Origin of the sequence: Endozoicomonas sp. NE40 (genome assembly GCF_040549045.1) — a bacterium.
GTDB lineage: Bacteria > Pseudomonadota > Gammaproteobacteria > Pseudomonadales > Endozoicomonadaceae > Endozoicomonas_A > Endozoicomonas_A lisbonensis.
The window spans coordinates 3174572-3200267 of sequence record NZ_JBEWTB010000002.1 but is presented as its reverse complement, the minus strand read 5'-3'; the positions used below and the strand labels follow the sequence as shown (position 1 = coordinate 3200267).

The window sequence follows — 25696 nt, the reverse complement described above, 5'->3', positions numbered from 1 at the left end:
AACGTTACTCCCCCTAAAGGGGATGAGTAACACGGTATCTCTTCATGTAATCATAAGTCGGCTCATAGTAACGTTTTTCTGTTCGATACTCGTTGCGACAGAATGTGCAATGGACTCTGGGGTACAGATTTCCTGTCAGGAACAGAGTGTCGAGTACGTCTTTAAGGGATATGCCCCATGATCCTGACGGTTCCACAGTAACAATGTCGAAAATACGAAACGGGTGATGAATGAAATCCGGCCCTGAACCACAACGACTCTGGTAGAGACAGAACTGAATATGTTCATCGCTGCCTGATGGCCGCTGATCGACACTGTGAAACAGCGCATAATTGATGACAGGCTCTCCGGGAATATAGGCCTCAAAGGGCCGGTACGTACCATCCATGAATGAAAGCAGGCCTCCGAAAGTGACAGTACCATGTGGGGAGTAGAAGAATAACGTCGTCCATACGGGGCTTTTAAAATAATAGGTTCCCATTAAACGCTGAATAGCACAGGGAAGCCCATTCTGGTTGTGAGCACCTCCATGAGCGAGAATGATGAGATTTTGAACATCAAAGCCAAATCGGTCGTACGTAAACAGCTTTAATTTCCCATTTAAAACCCTGGAATGCATCTTATCCAGGGTTTCTTTTGAAAGCGGTACAGGCATGGCTCAGGACCCCTGAATCAGGAACCAACTATTCAAGGCCCACATTACTCCAGCAGAAGGGCAACATCCATCCTTGGCAGCACTTCACCAATCATTGCAGCCTGGTCGTGCAATCCCGTAGCCCTGAGGTCAGCCAGCATGGCTTCAGCGGTTTCAGCCGGGGCGCAGATCAGCAGCCCGCCCGATGTCTGGGCGTCGCAGGTGAGCATTTTAAGGTTGTAATCAATACCCGACTTGAACTGAACGTCTTTGCCGACATAATGCAGGTTACGGAAGGCAGCTCCCGGAATACAACCATCATCAAACAGCTCATAGGCTTCGTCGAGCAACGGCAGACTTTCTGTATCAATTCTCAGCGTCACACCGCTGCCTTTGGCAATTTCACGACCATGACCCAACAGGCCGAAACCCGTGACATCAGTTGCACAACGAGCGCCGTATTTCACCATGATATCCGCTGCGGTTTTATTCAACAGTTTCATCTGTTTCAGCGCCTGCTGATAGGCTTCACGGCTGGCAAGCTGCTCCCGTTGACCCGCAATTAACGCGCCAGTACCAAGCGGCTTGGTCAGAATCAACTTATCCCCCGGACGAGCAGCGCTGTTGCTGACAATTTTATCGGGGTGAATCGTACCAATGACGGCCAGGCCAAACTTGGGTGGATGGTCTTCAATAGTGTGTCCACCGACGACCAGCGCCCCCGCTTCCATGACTTTGTTCTGCCCACCCTGCAGAATCTGAGCAAACCCTTCGACCGGCAAATCTTTAGTCGAGTACATCATCAGGTTCAGCACCATCAGGGCGTTGCCGCCCATGGCAAACACATCGCTCAGGGCATTGGCAGCCGCTATTTCGCCAAACTCCTGTGGGTCACTGCACACAGGGGGGAAGAAATCGGTGGTAAAGATCAAAGCGGTTTCATCGTTGATCCGGTAAACACCGGCATCATCATGGGTCGAAACATCCACCAGCAGGTCGGGATGAGCTGGAAAGTTCAGTTTATCCAGTATGCCAGCCAGTTCTGTCGGTGAGAGTTTGGCTGAACAACCGCCATACTCTACAGTTTTCAGCAAATCAATGGCCGGTTCAGCTCTCGTTTTATGAAGAGTCTCGTGAAGGGTTTCATGCGTTGTTTCAGAAGTAGTTTCAGACATCAATCATACGCCTTATATGCGGGCAAGCGTCAAAATAAAACCTGCGGATTGCAATTGTTGCTGCACAGTGTCGGCATGGTTGTTATCAATTTCAAGGCACATGCCACATTCTGAAGATAACTGCCGGGGTACGGGAACCACTTCGCAGGCAACGCCCTGCTCCCGGCACCAGGCTTCAGCCTTAATGGCAGCACGCATATTTTTCAGCAGAATAAATGCCCGCTTCATGCAGCCACCTCCATCGTAATGCTTCTTAAAGCATCCAACAAATAAGCAAAATCGTCTGGCGAATGATAAACAGAAGGCGACAGTCGACAGGTGCCTTCAGGGTAGGTTCCCAGGTGCTGATGCGCCAGTGGCGAACAGTGCAGACCGGAACGGGAGCTGATACCGAACTGTTTTTCCAGATGCCACGACAGCGTAGCAGCGTCCAGCGCATTGTGGGTTAAGGATATCACTTCGCCCTGGGCTTCAGCGTTTATCGCCCTGTTAACAGTAAAACCATCAATACCCTGAATATTCTCCAGCAGCGTAAGAAAATCTTCACGACTGTGTCGTGGTTCCGGGGCATGTTCCAGTGCCGCCAGCAAACCAAAAATGCCCGCAATATTCGGTGTGCCAGCTTCAAAGCGATCCGGCATTACCGTTGGCATATCAAGGTGTTCGCTGTTGCTGCCCGTACCACCCAGCAACAGTGGCTTTATAGAGTTAGGCTCACGAATATAAAATCCGCCGGTACCGGTTGGCCCCAGCAAGGCTTTGTGTCCGGTGAAAATCAGGTAATCAATACCCCACTGATCCACATGCACCGGACATTTCCCCAGAGACTGGGAAGCATCCACCAACAAAGGCACCTCACCAGCCGCCTCTTTTATACTGGTAACGGGCTGAATCACACCGTTCACATTACTTTGATGGTTTACCACCACCAGCGCCGTACTGCTGTTGACCAGATCGCTTATCTGTTCCGGAATAACCCGACCATCCCTGCCTGCCGGCAGAGTTTTTAAAGAGATTCGTCCCTGTTGTTCCAGCATCGCCAGGGGGCGGGCCACTGCATTATGCTCCAGTGGCGATACCAGTACTTCAGCCCCCTCAGGAAAAGAGAAACCCAGTAACACCGTATTAGCGGCATGTGTCGCATTACTGGCAAAACACAGGTTCTCAACCTGTTCTATATTCATCATGCCTGCCAGCTTTTCACGACACTCTTCAACGACAGAGCTGGACTCAAAAGCCCTGGCATGGGATGAACGACCATAGCTGCCTCCCATCTCTGAAAGGTAGTGCCTGATCGCTTCTGTGACTTCCACTGGCTTGGGAAAACTGGTAGCACTGTTATCAAAGTAGGTTAAAGGGTCAGCACTGTTCATGGGTACACCACATGACCAGCGGCGGCGATTTTTTCCGCAATTTCATACATATTGGAAATACGACCCGCTGCAAGCTTCCCCTGTAACTCAAAGAAGTCAACACAGGCACCACAGACAATAATATCAACCGACAGAGCCTCAAGCGCCTGCAACGCAGAATCAGCGCCCGAACCTTCCGCTGCCAGCCGGGCTCCGCCGTTGTACAGAATAATGGTCGATGGTTTGCGCTCAATTTCTTTCAGAGTGTTCAGGTAACCTTTAATCAGTATGCTACCAAGGTCGTCATTCCCCAGCCCCATACGGTCGCTGTTCAGTACAACTATATAATCAGAAGCAAGATCATCAGAGTTCCGGGCTGGCGGCTGTGTATTTTTTGTGACCGGGGTAACGTCATCCCCGGCAGTGTTTTCTTTAGTACCAGACTGTCTGCCAGAAGTCTGGCAGGTCGCAGTGATCACCCACTCGCCCGATTCAGCAACATACTCCGGATTCATACCCTGATCTTCAAAAAAAGTCATCAGGTTCAGGTGAGCTATCTCATTATCCACAATCACCTGAAAATACTCACCCTCCTGCAAAGTTTTTAACAGACGGCGGGTTTGTATCAAAGGTTGTGGGCAGAGCAGGCCCCGGGCATCCAGAGTGTGTTGGTGTTGCATGAAAACCTCAGTTCAGCTGTGTTCAATAGACAGCGTATAAATGAAGAGATCATTCTGAGGCAAAGTCAAAATGCTGAGATATAGGAAAAATGCGCAACCTGATAGGTATTATCCGGTCAAAACGCTCTTTGCATTTGAATACAACAATAGTCGTACTTAATATGAAAAATTTCCGGATTTGCTACCTGTTGAACGTAGCGCGGGTCCTGATAGCCCGTGGAGTAAACTATGCCTTTGCCAAAAAAACACAAACCAGCCTCATCACTCTCAAAACGTGAGCAGGCGATCGAAGACCGTCGTCTTGAACGTATGCGTCAGTACGATGACATCAGTGAAACCGCTCGAAAAAAAGCAGAAACACTGTATAGAAAACGCCAGTTTCTCTGTTCAGAAGCCGTTTTCACCACCGTTAACGACCACCTCGGGCAACCCGCTGACCCTCGTATGGTGAAAATGGCATCCGGCTTTCCGGTCGGCATTGGTATGTCAGGCTGCCTGTGTGGTGCAGTCGCCGGTGGGGTTATGGCGCTGGGTCTGGAGCATGGACGGGAACAGAAAGGGGAAAAACTATCGGATGATATATTTCCACTGTCGTCCGAACTGCACGACCGGTTTCAGAAACGTAACGGTTCAACCTGTTGTCGAAAGCTCATCAAACATGTGGAGTTTGGTTCAAGGGAGCATATCAGACAATGCATACGACTGACGGGAGAGGTTGCAGCCGATGTTGTTGACCTGATTGAACATGGCATTACTGAGCCCGCCGACAAGGCACTGTCAGATTGCAGTGACTGCCCGTCAGATGTGCAAAAAACAAGCAGGCATCAAAAGCCATCAGCTTTCAGTTCTCTGGCAACACGACTAAAAAATAAACTTCTGCCTTAAACGTAAAAGCTCAAAAAGTGTAATCAGCTAACCGCTTATGGCGATTAGCTGAACTTACTTTTCATTAACCTCTCCATTAATGACTAAATTAAAACAACAATCATTATTTAATTCGTTCAAATACTGTCTTTAATAAAATTGATAAATTAAAAAAAATAACCTGAATTAATAACCAGTATCAATTCAATTAATTGGTTATTTGTTTTTTAAAGCTAATGATTATTAACTTGATTCAAATCAATACCTCTTTGCTTTTTATACCTGTCATTCTTTGAGACAATTCATTCATCTCTGATGTCTATTTTGTTTCTTAATTAAACGTTATGTAACAAAATCATTCAACTTCAGCCGCTATTAAAAGCAGCCAGTAATCAACACATTTAAAATCCAGAAAATAATCGTATGTCAGTCGTCGTTAGCCAGCCTGTTGAGGCTTTAAAAAAAGTCGCCATTCTTCGTAAAGAAGTGGCTAAAGTCATCGTTGGCCAGGAAGACCTGGTCGATCGTCTTATTCTTGCCCTGCTGTGCAAAAGCCATGTACTGATCGAAGGTATTCCGGGACTGGCAAAAACCCTGACGGTTAATACCCTGTCCAAAGCCCTGGGACTGGATTTCAGCCGAATTCAGTTTACCCCGGACCTGCTGCCCGGCGACGTGACCGGCACCCTGATTTACAACCCGTCAACCGGTGAGTTTACGGCTGAAAAAGGCCCGATCTTTGCCAACATCGTTTTAGCGGACGAAATCAACCGTTCCCCTGCCAAGGTTCAGTCTGCCCTGCTCGAAGCGATGCAGGAAAAGCAGGTCACCCTTGGTAAAGATATCAGCCCCCTGCCTCATCCGTTCCTGGTTCTGGCTACACAAAACCCGGTCGAACAGGAAGGTACTTATCCACTGCCAGAGGCACAGGTAGACCGTTTCATGTTCAAGCTGAAAGTGGATTACCCGGCTTTTGATGAAGAGCTGGAAGTAATGCGTCGTATGTCCCGCCCAAAAACAAAGGTGGATGTGAACAGTGTACTGACCAGAGAAGACCTGGAAGCGCTGTCCGCCCGGATTGAGCACGTTCACATGGACCCGAGCCTTGAAAAATACATTGTTCACCTGATCACGGCGACCCGATCCCCTGAGGACTACGGCCTGGAGATGGCTGACCTGATTCGTTTTGGCGCCTCGCCACGAGCCACCATCAACCTGGCACTGGCTGCCCGGGCCGCTGCCGTGATTCAGGGGCGCGACCATGTTCTGCCTGAAGACATTCGCAGTCTGGCACCAGACATTCTGCGTCATCGTATTGCCCTGAGCTACAAGGCAGAAGCCCGTGGGATTACCTCGGAAACCCTGATCGAACAGATGCTTGAGCGAGTGACCATCCCGAACTGATATGCACGACCATTTAACCCAGCGACTGCATCAGTTGCAGCTGTTCTGCAAGCACCGGGTTGACCACCTGCTGACAGGGCAGTATCGCTCGATTTTCAAAGGTCAGGGTCTGGAGTTTGACGAAGTCAGGGCGTACTGCCCTGGCGACGACGTTCGCACCATTGACTGGAATGTTACGGCACGCAGCGGCCAGGTTCATATCAAACGCTTCCATGAAGAGCGGGAAATTAACCTGATCTTTGTCGTCGATAATTCCCCGTCGTTTGCCTGGTCCAGCGAGGACAGTGGACGCCAGATGGCAACCGCAGAATTATGCGGTCTGCTGGGTACAGCAGCACTGGACAGCAACGACCGCATTGGCCTGCTCAGGTTCAGCGACGGCATGGATGACTTCCTGCCACCTGCAAGAGGTCGTAACCAGTTAATGCGTTGCCTGTCATCAGTACTGGAAGAACCTGAAACGGTCTCTTCTACCTGTGTCGTTGAATCACTGGATCACCTGAACCAGTTAAAGCTGAAGCGTTCGATCATTGTCGTCATTTCAGACTTCTTTATGGAAGGTTATATGGAAAACCTTGCCATGCTGGGGCGTCATCATGAAGTCATTGCCATCGCAGTAGACGACCCGAGAGAGGCGACACTGACCGGTGGCGGCCTGACCCATTTGCGTGACGCGGAAACAGGACAAACCCGCTGGCTCGACCTGGCAAGCCAGTCGGTACAGAAACTGTTCAGCCGTCGCATGGACAAGCGCCTGAAAGACCGCCAGCAGGCCTTTTCCCAGTGGGGGCTTGACCTGCTGGTTCATAACGTCGGTGACGATCCGGTGGAAACACTGCTGTCGTTTTTCCATGCCCGCAGAGACAGGATTGAAGGGGAAACCGGTGGTTAAAACAATCAGAACATCGCTTGTTTCTTCGTTTGTTTCTTCGCTGCTGCTCGCTCTTCTCGTATTAGCCGTATTGTCAGGCAGCCTTTCTGCTTATGCAGAAGAAGAACAGGCGACGACCCATCTTGCAACGATCCATCTTGAACCCTCTGTCAAAGTGACCACCGCCGGCCAGCAAATTGAGCTGGCTCTGACCGCTCGTTACAACGAAGGGGTCGAGGTTATTTTCAACCCTCAACAACAGAACTGGGGAGCGATGGAACTGCTGACCAGTCATACAGCGCTGCCACGATGGGTTGACGGACAGTGGCAGTACACCGTGTATATGGACACCGCCTTTCTGATACCAGACCAGCACCAGACCCCGGTCTTTACAGTGGATGTTTTCCGGGGTTCCGAACACTGGCAAATGCAAACGCCATCACTGCCTGTTGAGGTATTGTCCTCTTTCGACAAAGACCCTGTGGACATTCAGGACACTGTCGAACTGCCCGGACGACAGGAAGCATCAACCTACAATCTGTCATTGTTACTGGCGCTGGCTGCACTGGTGGTGCTGGCTTCAGCCTGGTTTATTCGCCAGCGCAGACAACCGGCATTGGTTGGTTCCAGCCCGTTGCTCTCTGCAAAAGACCTTGCCGAACAAGCAGGCGCGACAGACAGCATGGACTGGGAAGCGCTCAGGCAATGGCTCATGGTCACCACCGGTGCAGACCCCACCGGCAAGCTGACAACCGATGATCCCCTGCTGCATCGCTATCAGTCCCTGCGTTTTGGCAGAGAGACCCAGCTACCAGATTTTATTGACTACTGCCACCACTGTCAGGAGAAATGGGGATGAGTGTGAAGTACCCGATGCTGCTGTGGTTACTGGCTCTTATACCACTGCTGTCTTTTTATTGCTGGCGTCGAAACAGACGACAGGGAATTAGTTATTCCCATCTGCCACTGGTCACAGACCTGCCAGCCAGCTATCGCCAGAAATGGCTATGGCTGACCACTGCCCTGCAACTGCTGGCGCTGGCACTGATTATTGTGGCTCTGGCGCAGCCCCGGCGTGAAGTATCTGAATCAACGGAACAACAGGAAGGCATTGCGATTGCCGTAGTGCTGGACGTTTCTTCCTCCATGAACATTCGTATGGATCTGGACGGCAAGCGCAGCAACCGTATGACCGTTGCCAAGGAAGTACTGGAAGCCTTTATTATTGGCGATGATGACCAGCTGGAAGGGCGTCCGGCAGACCTGATCTCCCTGATCACCTTTGCCCGTTTTCCAAGAGTTATCAGCCCGCTGACTGACTCTCACGATGCACTGGTCAGTATGGCACGCCATGTTCATCCACCCACCCGTATGGAAGAAGACGGTACCGCCATTGGCGATGCAACGGCCCTGGCGGCAGCACAGCTCAGCGAGTATGAGAATGAGTACGGTCTGGATGAAAAGGTTAAAAGCAAGGTCATCATCATGATCACAGATGGTGAAAACAACTCCGGCACTTACTCCCCCATGATGGCAGCTGCCCTGGCCAAAGAGTGGGACATCAAAATTTATACCATTTTTATTGGTAATGAACCCACCGATATGCTCGACAGCCGCAATGAAGCCGTCCGTGTGGACTGGGTATTGCAAGCCATGGCAGAAACGACGGGAGGCGTTTATAACCGGGCGTATGATTATGAGTCCCTGGTAGCCGGTTATCAGGCAATTAATGATCTGGAAACCTCAAAGCTGCAAACCGTCGTCTTTACCGACCAGGTACCAGCCTTCCAGCCTTTCGCCCTGCTGGCACTGTTATGTCTGATGCTGTCAGCTCTGTTAAGTGCCACCTGGCTGAGGAGACTGGGATGAATCAATTGACCCTGTTAGCACCCCAGTGGCTCTGGCTGCTGGCACTGATACCGGCATGGTGTTTTCTGGCTGTTTACCAGCAACAGAAAAGCCGCAGCGACCTGAAGCAGTTCAGCAAACATCTTTCCCTGCCAGCGGTCAGTCGTCGCTCGGCGACGATGCTGGTCACCATTGCTTTGCTGTCCGTATCCATGTCCCGCCCGGCCTGGAATCCTCAACCTAAAGGGTTACAGGACCAGGGACGAGACATCATATTTCTGCTGGATGTGTCCCGTTCCATGCTGGCGGATGATGCCCGCCCGAACCGCATGGAAGTTGCCCGTACCGCTATACGACAGGTGGTTAACACCTCATCGAATGACCGGATTGGTCTGGCGGCCTTTGCCGGCGAAACCTCCATCCAGTCTCCGGTGACCCGTGACCGGGTATTCCTGAATACCCTGCTGGATAACATCGGTCCGGGAACCGTGGCAACGGGTGGTACCCGGATTGGCGACGCCCTGATGACAGTGCTTGAAAAAATGCTGGACAGCGGTAACTCCGGTAACCCTGAAGCCGCTGATATTGTCCTGATTACCGATGGTGAAGACCTGGGCGAAAACCCTGAAGAAGCCATTGCGTTAATGAACCAGCTGGGTACACGACTGCTGATTATTGGTCTGGGCGACACTCAGTTTGGTGCCAGGGTTCCAACCCGTGATGGCAAAGACTGGGCAATGGATGAAGGTCGGGAGCACTGGAGTCGACTGGACGGCACTCGTCTCCGATCTCTGGCACAGCAGGCAGACCAGGGCATTTACTTTCCGGTTGGCACTGCCTGGCTCGACCTGCCCGGTATTCTCGACCAGCTGCGAGTACTCTGGCCAGCAGACAGTCGTGAGCAGGGGGAAGTGCTTGAGTACACCGAAGGCTACCCCTACCTGATGGCACTGGCCGCTTTGCTGCTGGTTCTGTCACTGATGCAGTGGCCTGTCAGGGTGTCCACCTCTGCGGTGCTGCCCTGCCTGTTGCTGCTGGCAGTCAGCGCAAGCCACGCCCAGGATCCGGTTGACCTTCATGAACTGGAACAGCGCGCTTCCGACCTGATAGAGCAGAAGCTGTATGCCGACGCTGCCAGCCTGTACCGGCAGGTAGCCGATCTGGCGGATGATCAGCCAACCGCTGTGGCAGCCAGTTACAACCTGGCCACGTCTCTGATTCATCTGGCAAACAGCAGTTACGACGATTTCCTGAGTCCGGTTGATTTCATAGAAGAAGCTTTCTTTGAAGAAGCGATGCAGTCCGACGAGTACGTTGACCCGGAAATCTACCTCAGCGAAGCCAGAAAAGTCCTCCGTGATATTCTGCTGACCGACCCGGAGCATGAGCCCAGCAAGCGTAATCTGGAGTGGCTGGCTCTGGAACAGTATCGCCTGCATCAGGACATTGACACGGTTCAGCAGCAGGAACAGCAACAGGGCGATCAGGAAGAAGAAAGTGAGACTGAAGCCAACTCTGAAAGTGAAGAGGGTGAAGAAAGCCTTGAGCAGGAAGGTGACGAGTCAACAGATTCCGATGTCGATGAAAGTGACAGCGCGGAATTTGACGACATGGACACAATGTTTGGCGATTTACTGGAACCGACCCCGTCTGCCAATGCCAAACAGATTCTGGATCAGGCCCGGCAACTTGAGGGCGAATTACAACAACTGGATCAGCAACGACAGAATACGGTTGATCGGGACTGGTAAGGTTTTATGACAAGCTACTTTAAACAATTTCTGTTCGGATTTCTGGCACTTCTGGTGTTTCCGACAGCCTACGCCAGTGATACAGACTGGCAACTTATTCTTGAGAAGCCAGATGAGACAGTATGGCAGGGGCAACCTGCCGACTTTGTTGTACTGGCCCTGAATCCGCCCTCTGATGACCTGAAGCTGTCCATTGCCGCCACCAGCGACTTTATGGTGACACAGCGCCCGGCGGTCAGACTGCAACGGGACGGCACACCGGTAATGGGCTATCCGGTTCGCCTGACACCCTTAAAGTCCGGTGAACTGACTTTGCCTGTCTTTACCCTCGGTGAGCAGCAGACCGATGCATCAGAATCTATCACGGTCACCATGCCGACAGTGACGGATGCGATGAGCATCAATGTCAGCCACACGACCGACAGCATTTATCTTGGACAGACCATTGACGTACAGTTTGAATGGATTACCTCCATTCAGCCAAACGCGCTGAAAGCGGTTAACATTCTTCTGCCTGAGTTTGAAAGTGCCGCCATCAGGCCGGTAGAACCCTGGGATGCGTTTACATCCAGAGACGCTAACGCCATCGGCCTGCCAGTCGGCAACCGTCGTATTATCGCCCGCTGGCATGGTCTGCCTGATAATCAGTACCGCATCCATTTTCACTACAAGATTCAGCCGCTGGAAGCAGGCACTTTTGACCTGCAGCCCGGTGTTCTGATGGCCAGCGTGGATCAGCAAATCTGGAAGCACGGCTCTCAGCAGTTCAGAGGCTCCCGCTTCCCGGCTCACTTCGATAACAACTTCTTTGAAGCTGAGCGAGTGGCAAAAGATGAAGCGCCCGTGCGGCTGATGACCCTGTCTGAACCGGTTCGTTTTGAGGTTAAGCCGCTCCCCTCCGGTGTACCGGAACACTTTACCGGCATGGTGGGTCGTCCGGACATTACAGTTACTGCTGAACCGGAAACCGTACGACAGGGTGAGCCCATGCAGTTGCGTTTTGATGTTATTCATCCACATTCAGAAATTGCTCAACTGCCTGATTTACAAAATGAAAGAGCGTTTATCCACAGCTTTGACATTCCCGGTTCCGCGTCTCCTGCGGTTTACGAGCAAGATGTCCGGATTGTGCGCCAGAGCCTGTTTCCCAAACTGGCGGAGACTTCCGAAATCCCGCCCCTCGTGATCAACTACTTTGATCCGCAAACCGGTCATTACCGCGACTATGTGACCGAGCCTGTGCCACTGACAGTGATTCCGGTTGAGCGTTTTAATATCAGCAGCAGTGAATTGTCTGCCGATGTTCAGTTAAGCAACCCTGTGAAGCCTGACAAGGATGGCATCTGGGAGCATGACTGGACCAGACAGCTGATCGATACTGACAGTCAGCAGGGGCCATTAACACCCTGGTTGCTGTTTGCACTGCTGATCTGTCCACCCGCTGTCGTTCTGTTTGGTCTGTACCCGGCGATCAGGAAAAAATGGCAGGCTTACCGCAGCAGCAGTGCCATTGCCCGGCTGCGTGCTGACCTGACAAACACTAATGATCCTCTGGCACCGCTGGGAGCATACTTTCACCGTCGTATTGGTCTGCAGCCTTCCAGATTAAACGAACAGTCTCTGACAGCAAAACTGTCTTCCCTTGATGTGGATCAGGCTCTGATTCAGGCAATAAGCCAGCAGCTGAGCCTGCTGCAACAGCAGTATGCAACAAAGCCGACTTCTCACTCGCCATCCGGTCGTAAAGCACTGATTGATCTGATGCAGCAACTGGATAAAGCATTACCAGCCAATGGAGTGCTGTCATGAAACGCTTTCTTATTTTTACCCTGAGTCTGTTTCTGTCTCTGCCGGGCTCTGGTCTGGCTGAAGGCTCTGGTCTGGCTGAAGGCTCTGGTCTGGCTGAAGGCTCTGGCCTTAACGAGCAGCTGTTATCCCTGCGGGAAGAACACCTCAAAGCCCTGCAACTGAGCCAGAGTTACCCGACACGCGGACGCGAAGCCCACACATTGGTGGCTGGCAAACTGGAAGCCCTGTGGCAGTCCGAAGGCATTAACCACGGAGCCCTTGCCTACAACATTGGCAACAGCTGGTTCCACGCCGGGCGTTATGGTGAAAGTGTGCTCTGGTATCGCCGGGCAGAGGAGCTGGGCTATAAGAGTAAGGAACTGTCCCACAACCTGAGCCATGTACGCAAACAGCGCCTTGATAACCTGCCTGACCGTTTTGGCACCCAGTGGCTGGCGCTTTCTCACAGCGTCGTCAGCTCCAGCGTCTGGCTGCTGTTTGCCATTGCCATCTATTGTCTGTTCTGGTGGCAGGTATGGGTGTTTATCCGTTCAGACCGAACCGAGAAAAGTCGCATTATTGTGGCGGCCAGCGTGATGCTGCTGACCAGTGTGATGACGCTTTTCAGAGTCGCCTATACACCGGCAGTCAGCACTGGCGTGATCACAGCCATGGATGTCACAGCTCGCAAAGGCCCCGGCCTGGTCTTTGCTCCGGCTTTCACCAGTCCGCTTAACCAGGGTACGGAATTTGTACTGTTGCAGGAGCATGCCCGCTGGCAGGAAGTCAGGTTGAGTAATGGGTCGACTGCGTGGCTGCCAGTGCGCTCAACAACATTAATCGAACAAAATATTTAATGGCGTGAGACAAACAACAGAGGGGCTGAATAACCCCTCTGTTGTTTATTTTCAAACAGCTTTTATTGAAATCAGGCAAGTGCTTCCTGCTGCACCTGTGTTCCTGGCATAAACCATGCTGCAATAACAGAAAGGCTCATCACCGCTGCCAGAATCAGATACAGGAGCGTAAACTCACCGGTATTGTCGTGTACGACAGCGATCAACCAGTACGCTACGGTTGCTACACTCAAGCCCAGAGTGTACTTCATGGCATAGAAACGTGAACGCCATTCATCCGCCGCATAATGACCAATCAGCCAGTCATTAACTGGAATCTGCCCAAAGGTAAAAAACATCAGGCAAACCAGTACCAGAATCAACCACCAGCCAGAAGCCATAGACGCCAGAATCAGGAATATCACCTGTCCCAGTGCAATGACCAGCAACAGGGAGCGGGCTGGAATCTGGTCAAGCAGCTCACCAATGACTATTTGCACAGTAGCAGCCACCAGGAAGACAGTAGTGGCGATCATACCTGTCTGCCCCAGAGACCCGGTAAAGGCAGACTCCACCATTTTCGGCAGGGCTGTTGTCATGCTCTGGAACACCAGCCCTCCAAGACAGGCAATAACAGCAATACCAATAAACAGTTTGATCATGGCACCTCTGTCGAGAGCTTCTGTGTCTCTACTGCTTTTTCGATGAATGGCAGACACATCTCCCGATACCCAGGAGTAGGCGACCCCGGTCAGTACGCAGATGACACCGGGAATAATAAACGCCGCCTGCCAGTTAATCAGCTCGGAGATAAAGGCTGTGACAATAGCAGCTGACGCCAGCCCGATATTCCCTGCAACCCCGTTCATGGCAATGGCTCGTCCGGTTTTTTCAGCGGTACTGAACACCAGGGCAGTACCTACCGGGTGATAAACAGAGGCAAACAGACCAATAGCCGCTACCCCTGCCGCCAGCTGTTCCGGGGTTTGTGCAAATGCACTGAAGATGGCAGACAACCCCATTCCGTAGAAATAGACGTTCATCATGCCGCGCTGGCTCCAGCGATCCCCCAGCCAACCTGAGGGCAGAGAGCCCAAACCGTAGGCCAACACTCCAAGGCTTCCGTATTTGAGCAGCTCTGCGTAACTGAGACCCCATTCTTTCTGCAACACCAGAACAACAGTCGGGAAAATCAAAACAAAAAAGTGGTCAAGGGCATGACCCAGGCTCATCACCTGGAAATGAAACTTGCGTTTATCCATATCTGGCTCGGATCAGTAACTCTTCTCGAAGTAGTAACGATGCCGTCGCAGTTTACTTTGTTTTAAACTGGCGAATAGCCTCATATATGACGACCACATGCCCATTTCAGACAAAAGCCGACCATGATCAAGCCTCATCATTTACCCTCGCAGTTAAACACGCCCTTCATTGCCTACTCTGTGGAACACCCCAACGGGCATGTGAATGAATGGCATTGCCACAACTACGCCCAGCTGCTCTATGCCTGCAGTGGTGTCATGGTTGTGAATGTGCCTGGCAACCTGTGGGTGAGTCCCCCCCAACGCGCCGTCTGGGTGCCACCACGGGTGCCACACAGGGTGACGATGCATGGGCGGGCAGAGATGAAAAGCCTGTATATCCGGGCTGAAGACTATCCGGGTCTGCCAGAAACAAGCTGTGTTCTGAGCGTATCGCCCTTACTGCGGGAACTGCTTGTGCATCTGTCAGACCTGCCGGAAGACCTGAACCCGGACAGCAGCATCGAACGCCTGCTGCTGGTTACTATTGACCAGTTGAAACGGTCGCCTTCTGTGAAGCTCAGTATTCCCAATTGCGGCAATAAACGACTATTGCCTGTTTGTCAGGCAATTCTGCAACACCCCCATAACAATGAAACACTTGAGCAATGGTCCGACAAGGCACACATCAGCAGTCGTACACTAAGCCGCCTGTTCAAGTCGGAACTGGGCATGTCGTTTGTACAGTACCGGCAACAGGTACGGTTGGTGGAAGCGTTAAAAAGACTGGCCAGCGGCGAACCGGTGACCAGTGTGGCGATGAATGTAGGTTTTGCCAGTCTGAGTGCTTTTAACCGGCTGTTCAAAAACTATTTCGGAACAGCGCCCGGCAAGTTTTTTGACTGAACAGTCTGTGATGCCTCTTCGGCAGTCTCATAGTGCATAACCAACTCTTCACTCTTGCTTTTGAGCTGTATCGTCCTTTGAGTAATATCCAGGCTTTTTATACGCTCATTCGTACTAGAGTACATACTGCAGTTTGCCCATTTATCCCATGCATTACCGGCAATCTGGGCTGCACCCGCAACGGCTCCGGCTGCCAACGCCGTTATTCCCAGTTCAGGAGCCAGCAGGACTGTTGGCACAGTGGTGAGCAGCAAGCTTTTCCAGCCCGGTATGACAGAGCGTTCTGACAATGCTTTGTAATGTTCCGCATCTCTTTCCAGACTCCGTTTTCCAAGCTCCAGCGCTCCAAAGGTAGCTTTATTACGCATCATTTCAATAAGCTGATTCTGCTGTCCACTTTCTATGGAGCGGTGGCATGCGTTCATAAAGGTTTTTACCAGCTGGAAAACCGGTGTTACAGCCACCCAGCCCAGAGCTCCCAGGCTAATACGACCAGCCGCTTTGATTTCCGCCCTGCCGGTTATTGACCCGAGGATTCCAACAGTAATCTCCCGCCCGGCCAGAGCTTTGGCTGAAGGAATAAAGTAGCTGACGGCATTAAGCCCCTGAGTCCTGATTCCCTCCAGACATCCTGCAGCATACCCTGCCAGTAGTGATGGCTGATTGTAAGCGAGTCTTCCCAAGGTACTGACCGCCTTCCTGCCTGAAGGGGTGGTGGCTAGCGCTGCTGCTGTTGAACAGGTTGTGGCCAGCCCGATAACAGTCGGCGCTGAAATTTGGTGGTGAGAGTCGATCATGCTTCACCTCCGAGAACAGTCCTTTCCAGACGGGCAAGTCGACCTTCAAGAATATAATTAGTTGCTTCAAGTTCTAACTGTTTACGCCTGGTTCTTACATGCTGAATATGTTCCTGCGTCTGATTAAGCATGCTGCTGTTTGCCCACTTTTCCCAGGCATTACTGGTAATCTGGGAAACGCCTGCAACCACTCCGGCCGCTATAGCAGCGGCACCCAGCTCAGGAGCCAGCAGAATAGCGGGAACAGCAGCCATCAATAAGCCTTTCCACCCCGGTAGTACTGATCGTTCAGACAGTTTCCGGTATCGCTCGGCATCCTTTGTCAGAACATCGTTTGCATGGTCAAGAGCCGCTGACGCATTTTCTGAGTAGTCGTTCAAAGCTCCATTAGCCAGTTTATATTGTTGATGGCTTCTTAAATAACGCCGACAGGTATTTACCCCTGTCTTTGTCAGGTAAAACAATGGCGTAATGCCAGCCCATCCCAATGAACCTGCACTGATACTGCCTGTTGCCTTTGCGCCGGACTCGCCAACCATTGAGCTGAAAGGACGAATCAGAGTGTTAACCGCCACCTCACGTTCAGCCAGAGGCTTCAGAGACGGGATTAAATAACTAGTAGCTTTAAAAACCTGATTTCTGATTCCATCTGTAAACCATTCAGCGTTGTTTGCCAACTGCCCCGGTATACTGCATAAAGACCTGCCAAGCCAGGAGACACCTGACATAATCGAGCTTCTGGCTGTTTCGTTGGCAGCCGCAGCTGTCACTGCCGAAAGCCCGATAGCGCTGGACACTGACATCTGGTTACTGGAACTATTCATACCTGACCTCCATAAACTTCCCTGTAGTCACGCCCTGTCAGCCCGACCTTACAACGGCAAAACTGCCTGCCAGATCAAAAAAACAGAGATGTGCGTGACCCTTTAACCCAAGTCGTTAAAATGTTGGACAAGTGATAGAAAGAGTTGGTTCAGGAACCAGGCCATCAGAATCACTGACAGCCCGGTCAGCCCAGCTTACAAGGCTGCGAGGCAGGACGAATTAAAAGTCGTAATAGTGGTTGTATTTGTTGAAGAATTCCATGCCCAGATTTTCTTCCAGCGCCGCAAGGCCGAACAGCATGGTTGAGAAATCGACAGCCTGAATGGCTTTAGCTCTCCATTCCGGATGATCCAGACTGTAACGCCACAAAATGACACTACCGTCTTCCAAGCGATAATGAGCTTGCTGCTGATCATCACGATACATAGCAATCAAGTCATCACGGGCACTGTCAAGCTGCGGCATAAAGCCAGCCAGAATATGCGGCGAGACCACCATGGATTCATTCTGGCTGCGATCTCCATTCTTGCGAATGCGATCAACACAGTATTTATTATCATTTCCCTGAGGACTGCCATCCGGCCTGCGCTGTGGACAGGAGCCCGCTCCGCTTCCCCACTCATAAGACTCACGCTCACTGGAAGCCTGATCATTCCACCATGCAAAGTCGGCACGTGCGGCATTGTGGGAGGCACTCTGATAGACATCAGAGTTTGAATAATGGTGTACCAGGTAGTTATTAAACTGGAAATTAAATTTAGAGATAAACCAGTTCGGGTTAACACCTAGCACTTCAATGCGCTCGCTACTGGTTTCATAAACCGGCTTATGCACATTATCAGTGGTTTCATACCACTTGTTCCAGAACGCAATCGGGTCATTATCAGGAGCAGCATCAGCCCCCATACCACGTAACGCCTGTTGATAAGCGATTGAGGCGACAATCATGTACTCATTGAAGGCCAGAGTTTTGTGCTTCTCAGTACCGTCTTCATCAACAAAACTGCCATCTTCATACGCTGACAACCATATTTGACCTTTTTCTACACTAGCTATAAATGATGTCAGGTCAGTGCTTTCAAACAGGTAATCTACAACTTCAGCAATCTCTTTATTATCACTGAAATAGTTTTTAATAAACTGTGCGCCTTTCAACATAATGGCGCTATCAACCGGACTCCAGTCATCACCAACCTGTTCACCGGTTGTCGTATTATAAAAATGAATGTACGTCCCGTTCTTATTCCTTGGAACGGAAATTTTCGAGTCCCTGCCTGCAACCACATTCAGTGTATGCAGAGCCATTTTTTCAGCGTCAGGCTCCCAGCAGTTGGCATGGGCAATGGCAGTGGCAATCAACCCCATCCCGACGTTAGCGATTGATCCCCGCTCACTGATCTGATCAAAATGATAGCCATCCTGAAAAGTGCCATTATCATTGCGAACTTCCTGCCAGAATGTATAACTGTTGCGATACAGCTTATGGATAATTTCTTCATCGGATTCAAATGCCATCACTTGCGTTGAAAGCATAAATCCAGCTAACAATATAGACAGATATTTTTTCATAGGTAATGCATAATTGAGGATGCCAGAGAAGATTTTCTCCGGCATTTTTCAAGAGTGAATTAATTAGCTTCAGCAATAATGATGATTAATCATTGCGACCACGGTAGCCATTGGTAAACGGGAAAAGGTCACGTCCCCATCCCCACTTGGAAGGTTCATTGTCGGCATTCCATTTATCAAATGCCTGCTGTAAACGTTTTACTTCTCCAGGATGCTTTCTGAACAGGTTGTTTTGCTCACCAATATCTTCACTGATATTGAACAACTGAGGATTGGCGTTTTTATGGTGTTTATTGGGAACGATCAATTTCCAGTCACGATCCCGAATAGCGCTGGAACGAGAGTTTTCCCAGAACAGGAAGCGATCTTCCAGCTGCGTTTTCTCACCTTTCAGGTAGGGCAAAAGGTTCACACCTTCCAGTTGCCATTCTTCCTGTTGTTTGATCTTCGCACCAGCCAGGGATGTTGTCAGAATATCCAGCGAGATAACCGGCTCATCCAGTGTTTGGCCTGCAGGGATTGTGCCTCTCCAGGTAACAGAAAACGGGATACGGACACCGCCATCCCATAAAGTACCTTTCTCGCTTCTCAGTGGGAAGTTATAGGAATAGTTACCCTCAATCTTGCCACCATTATCCGACAGGAAGAAGATAATGGTATCTTCCATCAGGTCGTGTTCTTCCAGCTTGTCCAGAATACGCCCGATATTCTGGTCCATGTTGTAACTCATGGCGACAGACGTACGACGTTTTACGTCTTCAATGTGCTCGAAGCGCTCAAGGTCTTCTTTCTTTGCCTGAAGAGGGCCATGGATAGCATTGAATGGCACAAACAGGAAGAAAGGATCATCTTTTCGTTTTTCAATGTAATTGACGGCCTCAGTACCAAAACGGTCTGTCAGGTATTCATCAAACTCCGGCACCAGCTCATCATTGCGATAAATGGCGGCGTAAGGCTTGTTCTTGTATTTTTTCAGGTTACGGGGTCCCACCCAGTAGTTTGCAGCACCATTATTGAAACCAAAGAAGTCTTCAAAACCACGGTTATGGGGCCAGTACTCTTTCGGGTCGCCATCGTGCCACTTGCCCACCATGCCGGTTCGATAGCCAGCCTCTTTGAAGTAGTCAGCCATGGTCTTCAGATCCAGTGGCAGACCCTGAACGATATCTTCCTCAAGAACAAAAGGGCCGATGTTGTCGTGATAACCAAAACGCTGCTGGTAGCGTCCGGTCATCAGCCCGGCACGGGATGGTCCGGAAACCGGAGCAGTTACATAACCGGCGGTCAAAATCGCACCATCTGCTGCCAGACGATCAAGATTGGGCGTTTCTACATCTTTGCTCTGGTTCTGAAAGCCCGCATCGGCGTAACCCAGGTCATCAGCAAAAATAAGCAGTACATTGGGTTGACGGGATTCTTTAATTGCCTCAACAGGTGCAGCATCCACAAAGGAAGGAGTGATACCGGTTATAGCGAATGAACAGGCTGCTGCTATCAACCCTTTTTTTACTGCTGGCAATGTCATTTTCCTACCCGTCAGGTGCCATCAACTTACTAATGAAATGTTAAGCTTATGCTGGTATTAGTTCCATAGAACCAGCATAGATATTGTAACGGATAAAAATATAAACGTTTCTACAAACCCTATCAATGGATGACAAAACACCACGGCAGGCAGCAAAAAGCGCTCAGCTCCTTTGCCAATGCCTGCTTAAAGCCTGAATAAGCGATTTTAAAAAGTTCTGTTTTATTGACTCATATCAGAATCCCACCAACCGGTTACGCTAACAGCACGTTGTTTTTCCAAAAAAAAGCGGCATCAAACGATGCCGCCGTGTCAGTCCAATAGAAGGTTAATGCTTAGTCCACCAGTTTGAACTCAGCTTTCTGAACCTTGTCAGACGATGTACCCACAAACACGTGGAAATCACCCGCTTCAGAGCCCCAGCTCATATCACCACGATAGAACGCCAGATCTTCAGCCGTCAGAGTGAAGGTCACCTCTTTGGACTCACCTTTTTCGAAGTGAATCTTCTGGAAGCCTTTCAGCTCTTTAACCGGACGAGTGGTTGTACCCACCAACTGGCGGGTGTACAGCTGAACCACTTCTTCACCAGCGTAGTCACCAGTATTGGTAACTTTGACGGTTACTTTCAGCTCATCGTCGTTCATCTTCAGTTCGTTAGAAGAGAGAACAACATCACCGTAGTGGAAAGTGGTGTAGCTCAGACCAAATCCAAACTCATACAGTGGCGTATTTGGAGAATCGTCATAACGGGACTTGTAATGTTCCTGACGCTGGTTCTCGTTTTCTGCATCGTATGGACGACCAGTGTTCTTCATGTTGTAGTACAGAGGCACCTGACCAACAGAACGCGGGAAGGTCATTGGCAGCTTACCGGACGGGTTATAGTCACCGAACAGTACGTCAGCAATCGCATGCCCACCAGAAGTTCCCGGGAACCAGGTGTGCAGGATGGCATCCATGTTAGCGTCTTCCCAACGCAGGTCGTTAGGACGGCCAGACATCAGCACCAGTACCATTGGCTTGTTGAGCTTCTTCAGCTCCTTCATCAGCTCAACCTGATTACCAGGCAGGCCCAGTTCAACACGGGAAGCCGCTTCACCGGACATACGTTCCTGCTCGCCCATCGCCAGTACGATAACGTCAGACTTTTTCGCGGCTTCAATCGCTGCTTTAAAGTCTTTTTCCAACTGAGGGTTGTCAGCAGTGGTGTAAGCCACCATGCCCACTTTGGTCTTCATCTCAACGGTTTCAGCGTCAGCGATGTAGCTGTGGGTGGCACCTGTCGCGTAGTTGATGGTTACATCGTCATTCAGACGAGCTTCCAGACCTTCTTTCACAGAAACAGGAATAGTCTTTCGGTCACCGGCAGCTGCCCAGTTACCAATGATGTCGCTCTTGTTGTCAGCCAGCGGGCCAATCAGGGCAATGGAGTTAATCTTGTCAGCATTCAGCGGCAGAGTCTGACTGTCGTTTTTCAGCAGAACCATGGAACGACGGGCAGCGTCACGCGCCAGCTCCAGGTTGTCTTCACTCAGAATTTCACGCTCTGCACGCGCCTTATCGGAATAACGGAACGGGTCTTCAAACAGACCAAGACGCCATTTCATTTCCAGAATCTTGCGAACGGATTCGTCAATCTTCTCTTCAGACACCTTACCTTCTGCTACCAGCTCTTCCATGTAGGTAATGTACGACAGACCTACCATGTCCATGTCAGCACCGGCATTGAAAGCGATCTCGGCAGCGTGTTTGTCATCACGGGCAAAACCGTGTGGTACCAGTTCGTTAACAGCGGTGTAGTCGGTAACAACAAAACCTTCAAAGCCCCACTGATCACGCAGCACATCGGTCAGCAGGAATTTAGAGCCGGTAGCTGGAATACCATTCAGATCGTTAAAGGAAGTCATGAAGGTAGCAACACCTGCATCGACCATGGCCTTGAACGGAGGCATCTGGGTGGTCCACAGCTCGTAATCGGAGACGTCAGTGGTGTGGTAATCACGACCAGCCTGACTCAAACCGTAACCGACAAAGTGTTTTGCGGTCGCCATCATGGTGTCTTTTTCACCCAGGTCTTCACCCTGGAAGCCCTGAACCCGGGCAACCGACATTTTGGTGGCCAGATAAACGTCTTCACCGGCACCTTCAGACACTCGACCCCAGCGAGGGTCACGGGTCAGGTCTGCCATTGGCGCGAATGTCCAGGAGATGCCATCAGCCGTTGCTTCACGAGCCGCTACACGCGCTCCCATTTTTGCAACATTCAGATCCCAGGAGGCCACTTCCCCCAGAGACTGAGGGAAAATGGTTTTGTGACCGTGAATGATGTCGTGACCAACAATCAGAGGAATACCGAGACGGGTTTCTTCAGTCGCGATGGTTTGCAGGTGACGGGTAAAGTCTGCGCCGTAAGCATTAAACACTGCACCAACATGACCATCACGAATCTGCTGTTCATAAGCTTCGTTAATAAATGGACCGGTCACATTACGATTACCGGACTGAAGATCCAGCTGACCAATTTTCTCTTTCAGAGTCATTTTGGAAATCAGTTCAGAGATGAACGCATCCATTTCCGCTTTGTCGTCATTCCAGTGCGCAACAGACGCTGACACTTCAGCTTTAACAGGATTCAGGACAGAACCCGCGCCTGATGCCATCGTCATGGATGATGCCAGTACACAGGAGATAGCCAGTGGCAGAACTCTCAGTTTCATAGATACCCGATTCATTAATTGTTTATATTTTCATCAAAAAAATAATGCCGGATACTAGCTTTTTGAATGGTGCGATTCATTGATCGGGAGCAGATTACAAACGGCTTTTTCAAGCTCTTTTCGGCTTCTGTACACAACAATTATACAAACGTTTCTAATCAAAATGCGTCGCAACCTATCTTTGTAACAAAACACAAAACCCTGACAATCACAGCATTTAATCACTTTTCTCCCACAATCAAACATATTTCTTTTATTGATACAGATCAGGCTTTATTTCAATAAACTGCACAGTACTTAATCAATTACAGCCTACTTTGACTACCAAACAACCGCTTTAATCTCTTTCTAATTCCTCTAACCTTCTGAATTAGTGCAGACCACCCCTTTTTCCACCTGAACACATCGAACCTCTTTGTGCAGACTCAGCCAGATTTGTGAACTATTGAACTCATGTAGAAACTATCGCATCTTGCCCCTCCGGTAACGAAACGTTTCTGGAAGGCACAGTGTAACGAAATGCTGATTATTTATTGCTAAATTCTCGAACAACAAAACCGTCAATGGAGCCAACTGGAATACGCCATGAATAAAGCTGTAAAATCAATAATTCTAGGAAGCCTGTCATTATCTCTATTGACAGGTTGCAGCGACGACAAAAAGATGATCCATTTTTGGGAGTTGATGGAAAACCAGGTATTCCGGGCATGGATGGCCAGAAGCCACCACAAGACGATCAGGCTGGCGAAGACGGCAACAACGGCTCTACTGAAAACCAGTACTTTGTCGCTTATGGCGAAGGCTCAAACCTGCATTCGCTGTTACAGGCAACTGACAAGGAGGGAGCTACTGCCGGGTGCAATTAAAAGTGTTCTATCCAGTGGCTTTCCAGTACTTATTCCAGTCACCATTAGCCCTTAAAGTTCTAAGGTTCAACATATCGTGAGCATGCTCTGGTTTCCACCATGCTCCGGGAAGTTTCAACCGGGTTTGAACAACAGAACGATTGGAGCTCTCTATTTCACCTGAACCGATAGGCAAATTGGCAGCTTCTGCCGCCTGATAATCAAATTGTCCGGGACGATTCCTGATATAGCGATGACACTCTTCCGATTTGTTGGCTTCCTTTCCAACCTTACCGTTACGATAAGGCTCAAGCTCTGCCAGAACTCTCTCTGACTCACCTGCTTTCATTCTTGTTTTTTGTTCATCAGTCCATTTTTTACGGGCTTTTTCATCTTTTCCAATGCACTCTTTAGCAGCATCTGCGATGTACTCACAAAGGTGATAGTAATCCACCAGAAAACTTCCCTGAGATGCGAATACGCGGTCTGCCTGGCTGGCAATCCACTTAGCCCCATCACTTACACAATGAATAGATGACTGCCGATTCAAACCTTGCTCAATAGCGCAACTCAACCACTGATCGCCTGCTTCACCGGGCTCTCCCATAACTACACGATGTCGCTTATCGCAACTTCCTTGTTCATAAACCAAGCAAAGCTTGGCCTCTTGCCAGTCAACTTTTCTGGCCTTGCGCTTGTCGCCTTCAGCTTCTTCATCAAAAAGAACCACTGGAATCATGCTGCCGTCCATTTCACCAATCAGCTGCTTGCCTTCTCCTACACATTCCTGACAATTTTTCAGGGAAGCTTTAGATTGCTCACTCATGCAGCGGGCGTGACCCAGGGTAATGGCTCGTACTGATGACTCAGGTACGATAACGCCATAATGCTCTTCCATTTTCTGTGAAGCTGTTGCAAAAGAACTGTCTGATGCAAAATCCACCAATCGCCGTTGTAACGGTAAAGAGTAGTCACGACAGTGGATATGGGCATTCTCGGAAAAAGGGCGTATACGATGCCCTGCAACGGTCAAGCATCGCTCACAGAGACGAACTTTGCCGTAAGTGGTCATCCAGTGGAGGTCTTTTTTTTAGTATTTGATTCAGAGTGAAGATCGTGGGCCTCTTCAAACTTTTGCTTCTCTTTATGGGCTCCCCAGTCCGTCAGAAGCTCATTCCCCAGTTCTTTAAGGTTTTCAATGACAGCTTCCTCTGCTTCATCAGCCCGGTCAAGATGACCGGACTTGGCTTCTACCAGACTGATCAATTCAGATACTCTTTTTTCAAGCTCTGGATGGGCAGCAAGTTTTTCCGCAAGGGTTTTGGAAGTAGACATGGAACGCATCGGGTGAAAAATGAACTCTTAGCATTATGGCCAAGTTCTGGGAAATTGCTGACCGGGGAACACTTTTAATTGCACCCAGCTACTGCCAACGTTGTTGCCAATGGCTCTGCAACTCTCACCAATGCAACCGTTAAAGTACTGAATACCCCCTACAATGATGATGGCATTAACGTTGTTACCCGGTCACGTGACAATATTACGATTTCATCTTCGACAATAACCGGGCAGTCCAGAGACCTCCTGAGCGTTGTAAAAGACGGCACCCTGCAATTCGATATCAAGGTTAACGCTCTGAACAACAAGGGGTCCAATGTCCATCTGGCAATGACCTCAGATTCCCTGAGCGCATCACCCACTTCGACAGTACACGAAGCCGGTGTCCGCATTTCCAGTGCGATTCATGCTTCTACCGGCGCAGATACTCAAACACTCAGCATTCCTCTGTCATGCTTCACAAATCAGGGCATTGACTTCAGCACAAGCCTGACACAATTCGCGATCACAAACTCAGCGGATATCAATTATCACCTGAGCAATATTCAACTGATTTCCAATTCTTCAGATGAAAGAACTGATCTGTCCTGTACACCTGCTGGCCACGTATTGATGCAAAACGATACTGTCGTTTTCTCTGCTTTTCGTACAGAGCCTGGCGTTGATGGGTGGGCAACTGTCGGAGACGTCTGGGGACCTGCCACTATCGGGCATCCGGATAAATAGC

At 50.1% G+C, this 25696-nt stretch carries 24 protein-coding genes; 11 read left to right on the top strand and 13 right to left on the bottom strand.

Annotated elements, in window-relative coordinates:
* Nucleotides 1–13 precede the first annotated feature (13 nt).
* From V5J35_RS15330 to yedF, 5 genes are read right to left on the bottom strand one after another with little or no spacing between them, the layout of a single operon-like run.
* The gene (locus V5J35_RS15330) at nucleotides 14–655 is read right to left on the bottom strand and encodes a putative adhesin (RefSeq protein ID WP_354007976.1); all 642 of its coding nucleotides are present in this window, start codon (nucleotides 653–655) and stop codon (nucleotides 14–16) included.
* 44 nt (nucleotides 656–699) lie between these two features.
* Nucleotides 700–1809: a selenide, water dikinase SelD gene (gene selD / locus V5J35_RS15325; protein WP_354007975.1), complete on the bottom strand. Its 1110-nt coding sequence runs from the start codon at nucleotides 1807–1809 to the stop codon at nucleotides 700–702.
* A 12-nt stretch (nucleotides 1810–1821) separates the two neighbouring features.
* Nucleotides 1822–2037 carry a putative Se/S carrier protein gene (locus V5J35_RS15320; RefSeq protein WP_262564507.1) on the bottom strand — a complete coding sequence of 72 codons (216 nt, stop codon included), beginning with the start codon at nucleotides 2035–2037 and terminating at the stop codon, nucleotides 1822–1824.
* The gene (locus tag V5J35_RS15315) at nucleotides 2034–3182 is read right to left on the bottom strand and encodes an aminotransferase class V-fold PLP-dependent enzyme (protein ID WP_354007974.1); all 1149 of its coding nucleotides are present in this window, start codon (nucleotides 3180–3182) and stop codon (nucleotides 2034–2036) included. The genes V5J35_RS15320 and V5J35_RS15315 overlap by 4 nt, the downstream gene beginning before the upstream one ends.
* Nucleotides 3179–3841, bottom strand: a complete 663-nt coding sequence (gene yedF, locus V5J35_RS15310) for a sulfurtransferase-like selenium metabolism protein YedF (RefSeq protein WP_354007973.1) — start codon at nucleotides 3839–3841, stop codon at nucleotides 3179–3181. The genes V5J35_RS15315 and yedF overlap by 4 nt, the downstream gene beginning before the upstream one ends.
* 228 nt (nucleotides 3842–4069) lie before the next feature.
* On the opposite strand from yedF, the gene V5J35_RS15305 reads away from it, so the two are divergent.
* The 8 genes from V5J35_RS15305 to V5J35_RS15270 all read left to right on the top strand — a co-directional run bounded on the left by V5J35_RS15305 (nucleotide 4070) and on the right by V5J35_RS15270 (nucleotide 13224).
* Complete coding sequence (locus V5J35_RS15305; protein ID WP_354007972.1) at nucleotides 4070–4726, top strand: C-GCAxxG-C-C family protein; 657 nt, start codon at nucleotides 4070–4072, stop codon at nucleotides 4724–4726.
* Between the two features lie 402 nt (nucleotides 4727–5128).
* Nucleotides 5129–6109, top strand: coding sequence for an AAA family ATPase (locus V5J35_RS15300; protein ID WP_354007971.1), 981 nt, complete (start codon nucleotides 5129–5131; stop codon nucleotides 6107–6109).
* Between the two features lies 1 nt (nucleotide 6110).
* Nucleotides 6111–7001, top strand: coding sequence for a DUF58 domain-containing protein (locus V5J35_RS15295; RefSeq protein WP_354007970.1), 891 nt, complete (start codon nucleotides 6111–6113; stop codon nucleotides 6999–7001).
* Nucleotides 6994–7839, top strand: coding sequence for a hypothetical protein (locus V5J35_RS15290; RefSeq protein ID WP_354007969.1), 846 nt, complete (start codon nucleotides 6994–6996; stop codon nucleotides 7837–7839). Before V5J35_RS15295 ends, V5J35_RS15290 begins: the two co-directional genes overlap by 8 nt.
* Nucleotides 7836–8849, top strand: a complete 1014-nt coding sequence (locus V5J35_RS15285) for a vWA domain-containing protein (protein WP_354007968.1) — start codon at nucleotides 7836–7838, stop codon at nucleotides 8847–8849. Before V5J35_RS15290 ends, V5J35_RS15285 begins: the two co-directional genes overlap by 4 nt.
* Entirely contained in the window at nucleotides 8846–10579 is a 1734-nt protein-coding gene (locus tag V5J35_RS15280; RefSeq protein ID WP_354007967.1) for a VWA domain-containing protein, read from the top strand. Before V5J35_RS15285 ends, V5J35_RS15280 begins: the two co-directional genes overlap by 4 nt.
* 6 nt (nucleotides 10580–10585) lie before the next feature.
* Nucleotides 10586–12388, top strand: a complete 1803-nt coding sequence (locus V5J35_RS15275) for a hypothetical protein (RefSeq protein ID WP_354007966.1) — start codon at nucleotides 10586–10588, stop codon at nucleotides 12386–12388.
* Nucleotides 12385–13224: an SH3 domain-containing protein gene (locus V5J35_RS15270; protein WP_354007965.1), complete on the top strand. Its 840-nt coding sequence runs from the start codon at nucleotides 12385–12387 to the stop codon at nucleotides 13222–13224. Before V5J35_RS15275 ends, V5J35_RS15270 begins: the two co-directional genes overlap by 4 nt.
* Nucleotides 13225–13295: 71 nt before the next feature.
* Here the strand turns inward: V5J35_RS15270 and V5J35_RS15265 are convergent, their stop codons facing one another.
* Entirely contained in the window at nucleotides 13296–14465 is a 1170-nt protein-coding gene (locus V5J35_RS15265; RefSeq protein ID WP_354007964.1) for an MFS transporter, read from the bottom strand.
* Nucleotides 14466–14588: 123 nt separating this feature from the next.
* Here V5J35_RS15265 and V5J35_RS15260 point away from each other — a divergent pair, with 123 nt between their 5' ends.
* Nucleotides 14589–15350, top strand: coding sequence for an AraC family transcriptional regulator (locus V5J35_RS15260; protein ID WP_354007963.1), 762 nt, complete (start codon nucleotides 14589–14591; stop codon nucleotides 15348–15350).
* Here V5J35_RS15260 and V5J35_RS15255 read toward each other — a convergent pair.
* From V5J35_RS15255 to bglX, 5 genes are all read right to left on the bottom strand, one after another.
* Nucleotides 15314–16147, bottom strand: a complete 834-nt coding sequence (locus V5J35_RS15255) for a hypothetical protein (protein ID WP_354007962.1) — start codon at nucleotides 16145–16147, stop codon at nucleotides 15314–15316. The genes V5J35_RS15260 and V5J35_RS15255 overlap by 37 nt on opposite strands.
* On the bottom strand, nucleotides 16144–16971 hold the full coding sequence (locus V5J35_RS15250) for a hypothetical protein (RefSeq protein WP_354007961.1): 828 nt from the start codon (nucleotides 16969–16971) through the stop codon (nucleotides 16144–16146). Before V5J35_RS15250 ends, V5J35_RS15255 begins: the two co-directional genes overlap by 4 nt.
* Before the next feature lie 220 nt (nucleotides 16972–17191).
* The gene (locus V5J35_RS15245; protein ID WP_354007960.1) at nucleotides 17192–18505 is read right to left on the bottom strand and encodes a hypothetical protein; all 1314 of its coding nucleotides are present in this window, start codon (nucleotides 18503–18505) and stop codon (nucleotides 17192–17194) included.
* 121 nt (nucleotides 18506–18626) lie between these two features.
* Nucleotides 18627–20066 (bottom strand): sulfatase-like hydrolase/transferase, encoded by a 1440-nt coding sequence (locus tag V5J35_RS15240; protein WP_354007959.1) that lies wholly within the window; start codon nucleotides 20064–20066, stop codon nucleotides 18627–18629.
* A 335-nt stretch (nucleotides 20067–20401) separates the two neighbouring features.
* Nucleotides 20402–22786: a beta-glucosidase BglX gene (gene bglX / locus V5J35_RS15235; protein WP_354007958.1), complete on the bottom strand. Its 2385-nt coding sequence runs from the start codon at nucleotides 22784–22786 to the stop codon at nucleotides 20402–20404.
* Nucleotides 22787–23493: 707 nt separating this feature from the next.
* On the opposite strand from bglX, the gene V5J35_RS15230 reads away from it, so the two are divergent.
* Nucleotides 23494–23652: a hypothetical protein gene (locus tag V5J35_RS15230; protein ID WP_354007957.1), complete on the top strand. Its 159-nt coding sequence runs from the start codon at nucleotides 23494–23496 to the stop codon at nucleotides 23650–23652.
* 7 nt (nucleotides 23653–23659) lie between these two features.
* On the opposite strand, the gene V5J35_RS15225 is transcribed toward V5J35_RS15230, so the two are convergent.
* Both V5J35_RS15225 and V5J35_RS15220 read right to left on the bottom strand, forming a co-directional pair.
* Nucleotides 23660–24703 carry a UPF0236 family transposase-like protein gene (locus V5J35_RS15225; RefSeq protein ID WP_354007956.1) on the bottom strand — a complete coding sequence of 348 codons (1044 nt, stop codon included), beginning with the start codon at nucleotides 24701–24703 and terminating at the stop codon, nucleotides 23660–23662.
* Nucleotides 24700–24966, bottom strand: coding sequence for a hypothetical protein (locus V5J35_RS15220; RefSeq protein WP_354007673.1), 267 nt, complete (start codon nucleotides 24964–24966; stop codon nucleotides 24700–24702). The genes V5J35_RS15225 and V5J35_RS15220 overlap by 4 nt, the downstream gene beginning before the upstream one ends.
* A gap of 78 nt (nucleotides 24967–25044) precedes the next feature.
* On the opposite strand from V5J35_RS15220, the gene V5J35_RS15215 reads away from it, so the two are divergent.
* Nucleotides 25045–25695, top strand: a complete 651-nt coding sequence (locus V5J35_RS15215; RefSeq protein ID WP_354007955.1) for a putative glycoside hydrolase — start codon at nucleotides 25045–25047, stop codon at nucleotides 25693–25695.
* The last annotated feature ends 1 nt before the right edge of the window (nucleotide 25696 follow it).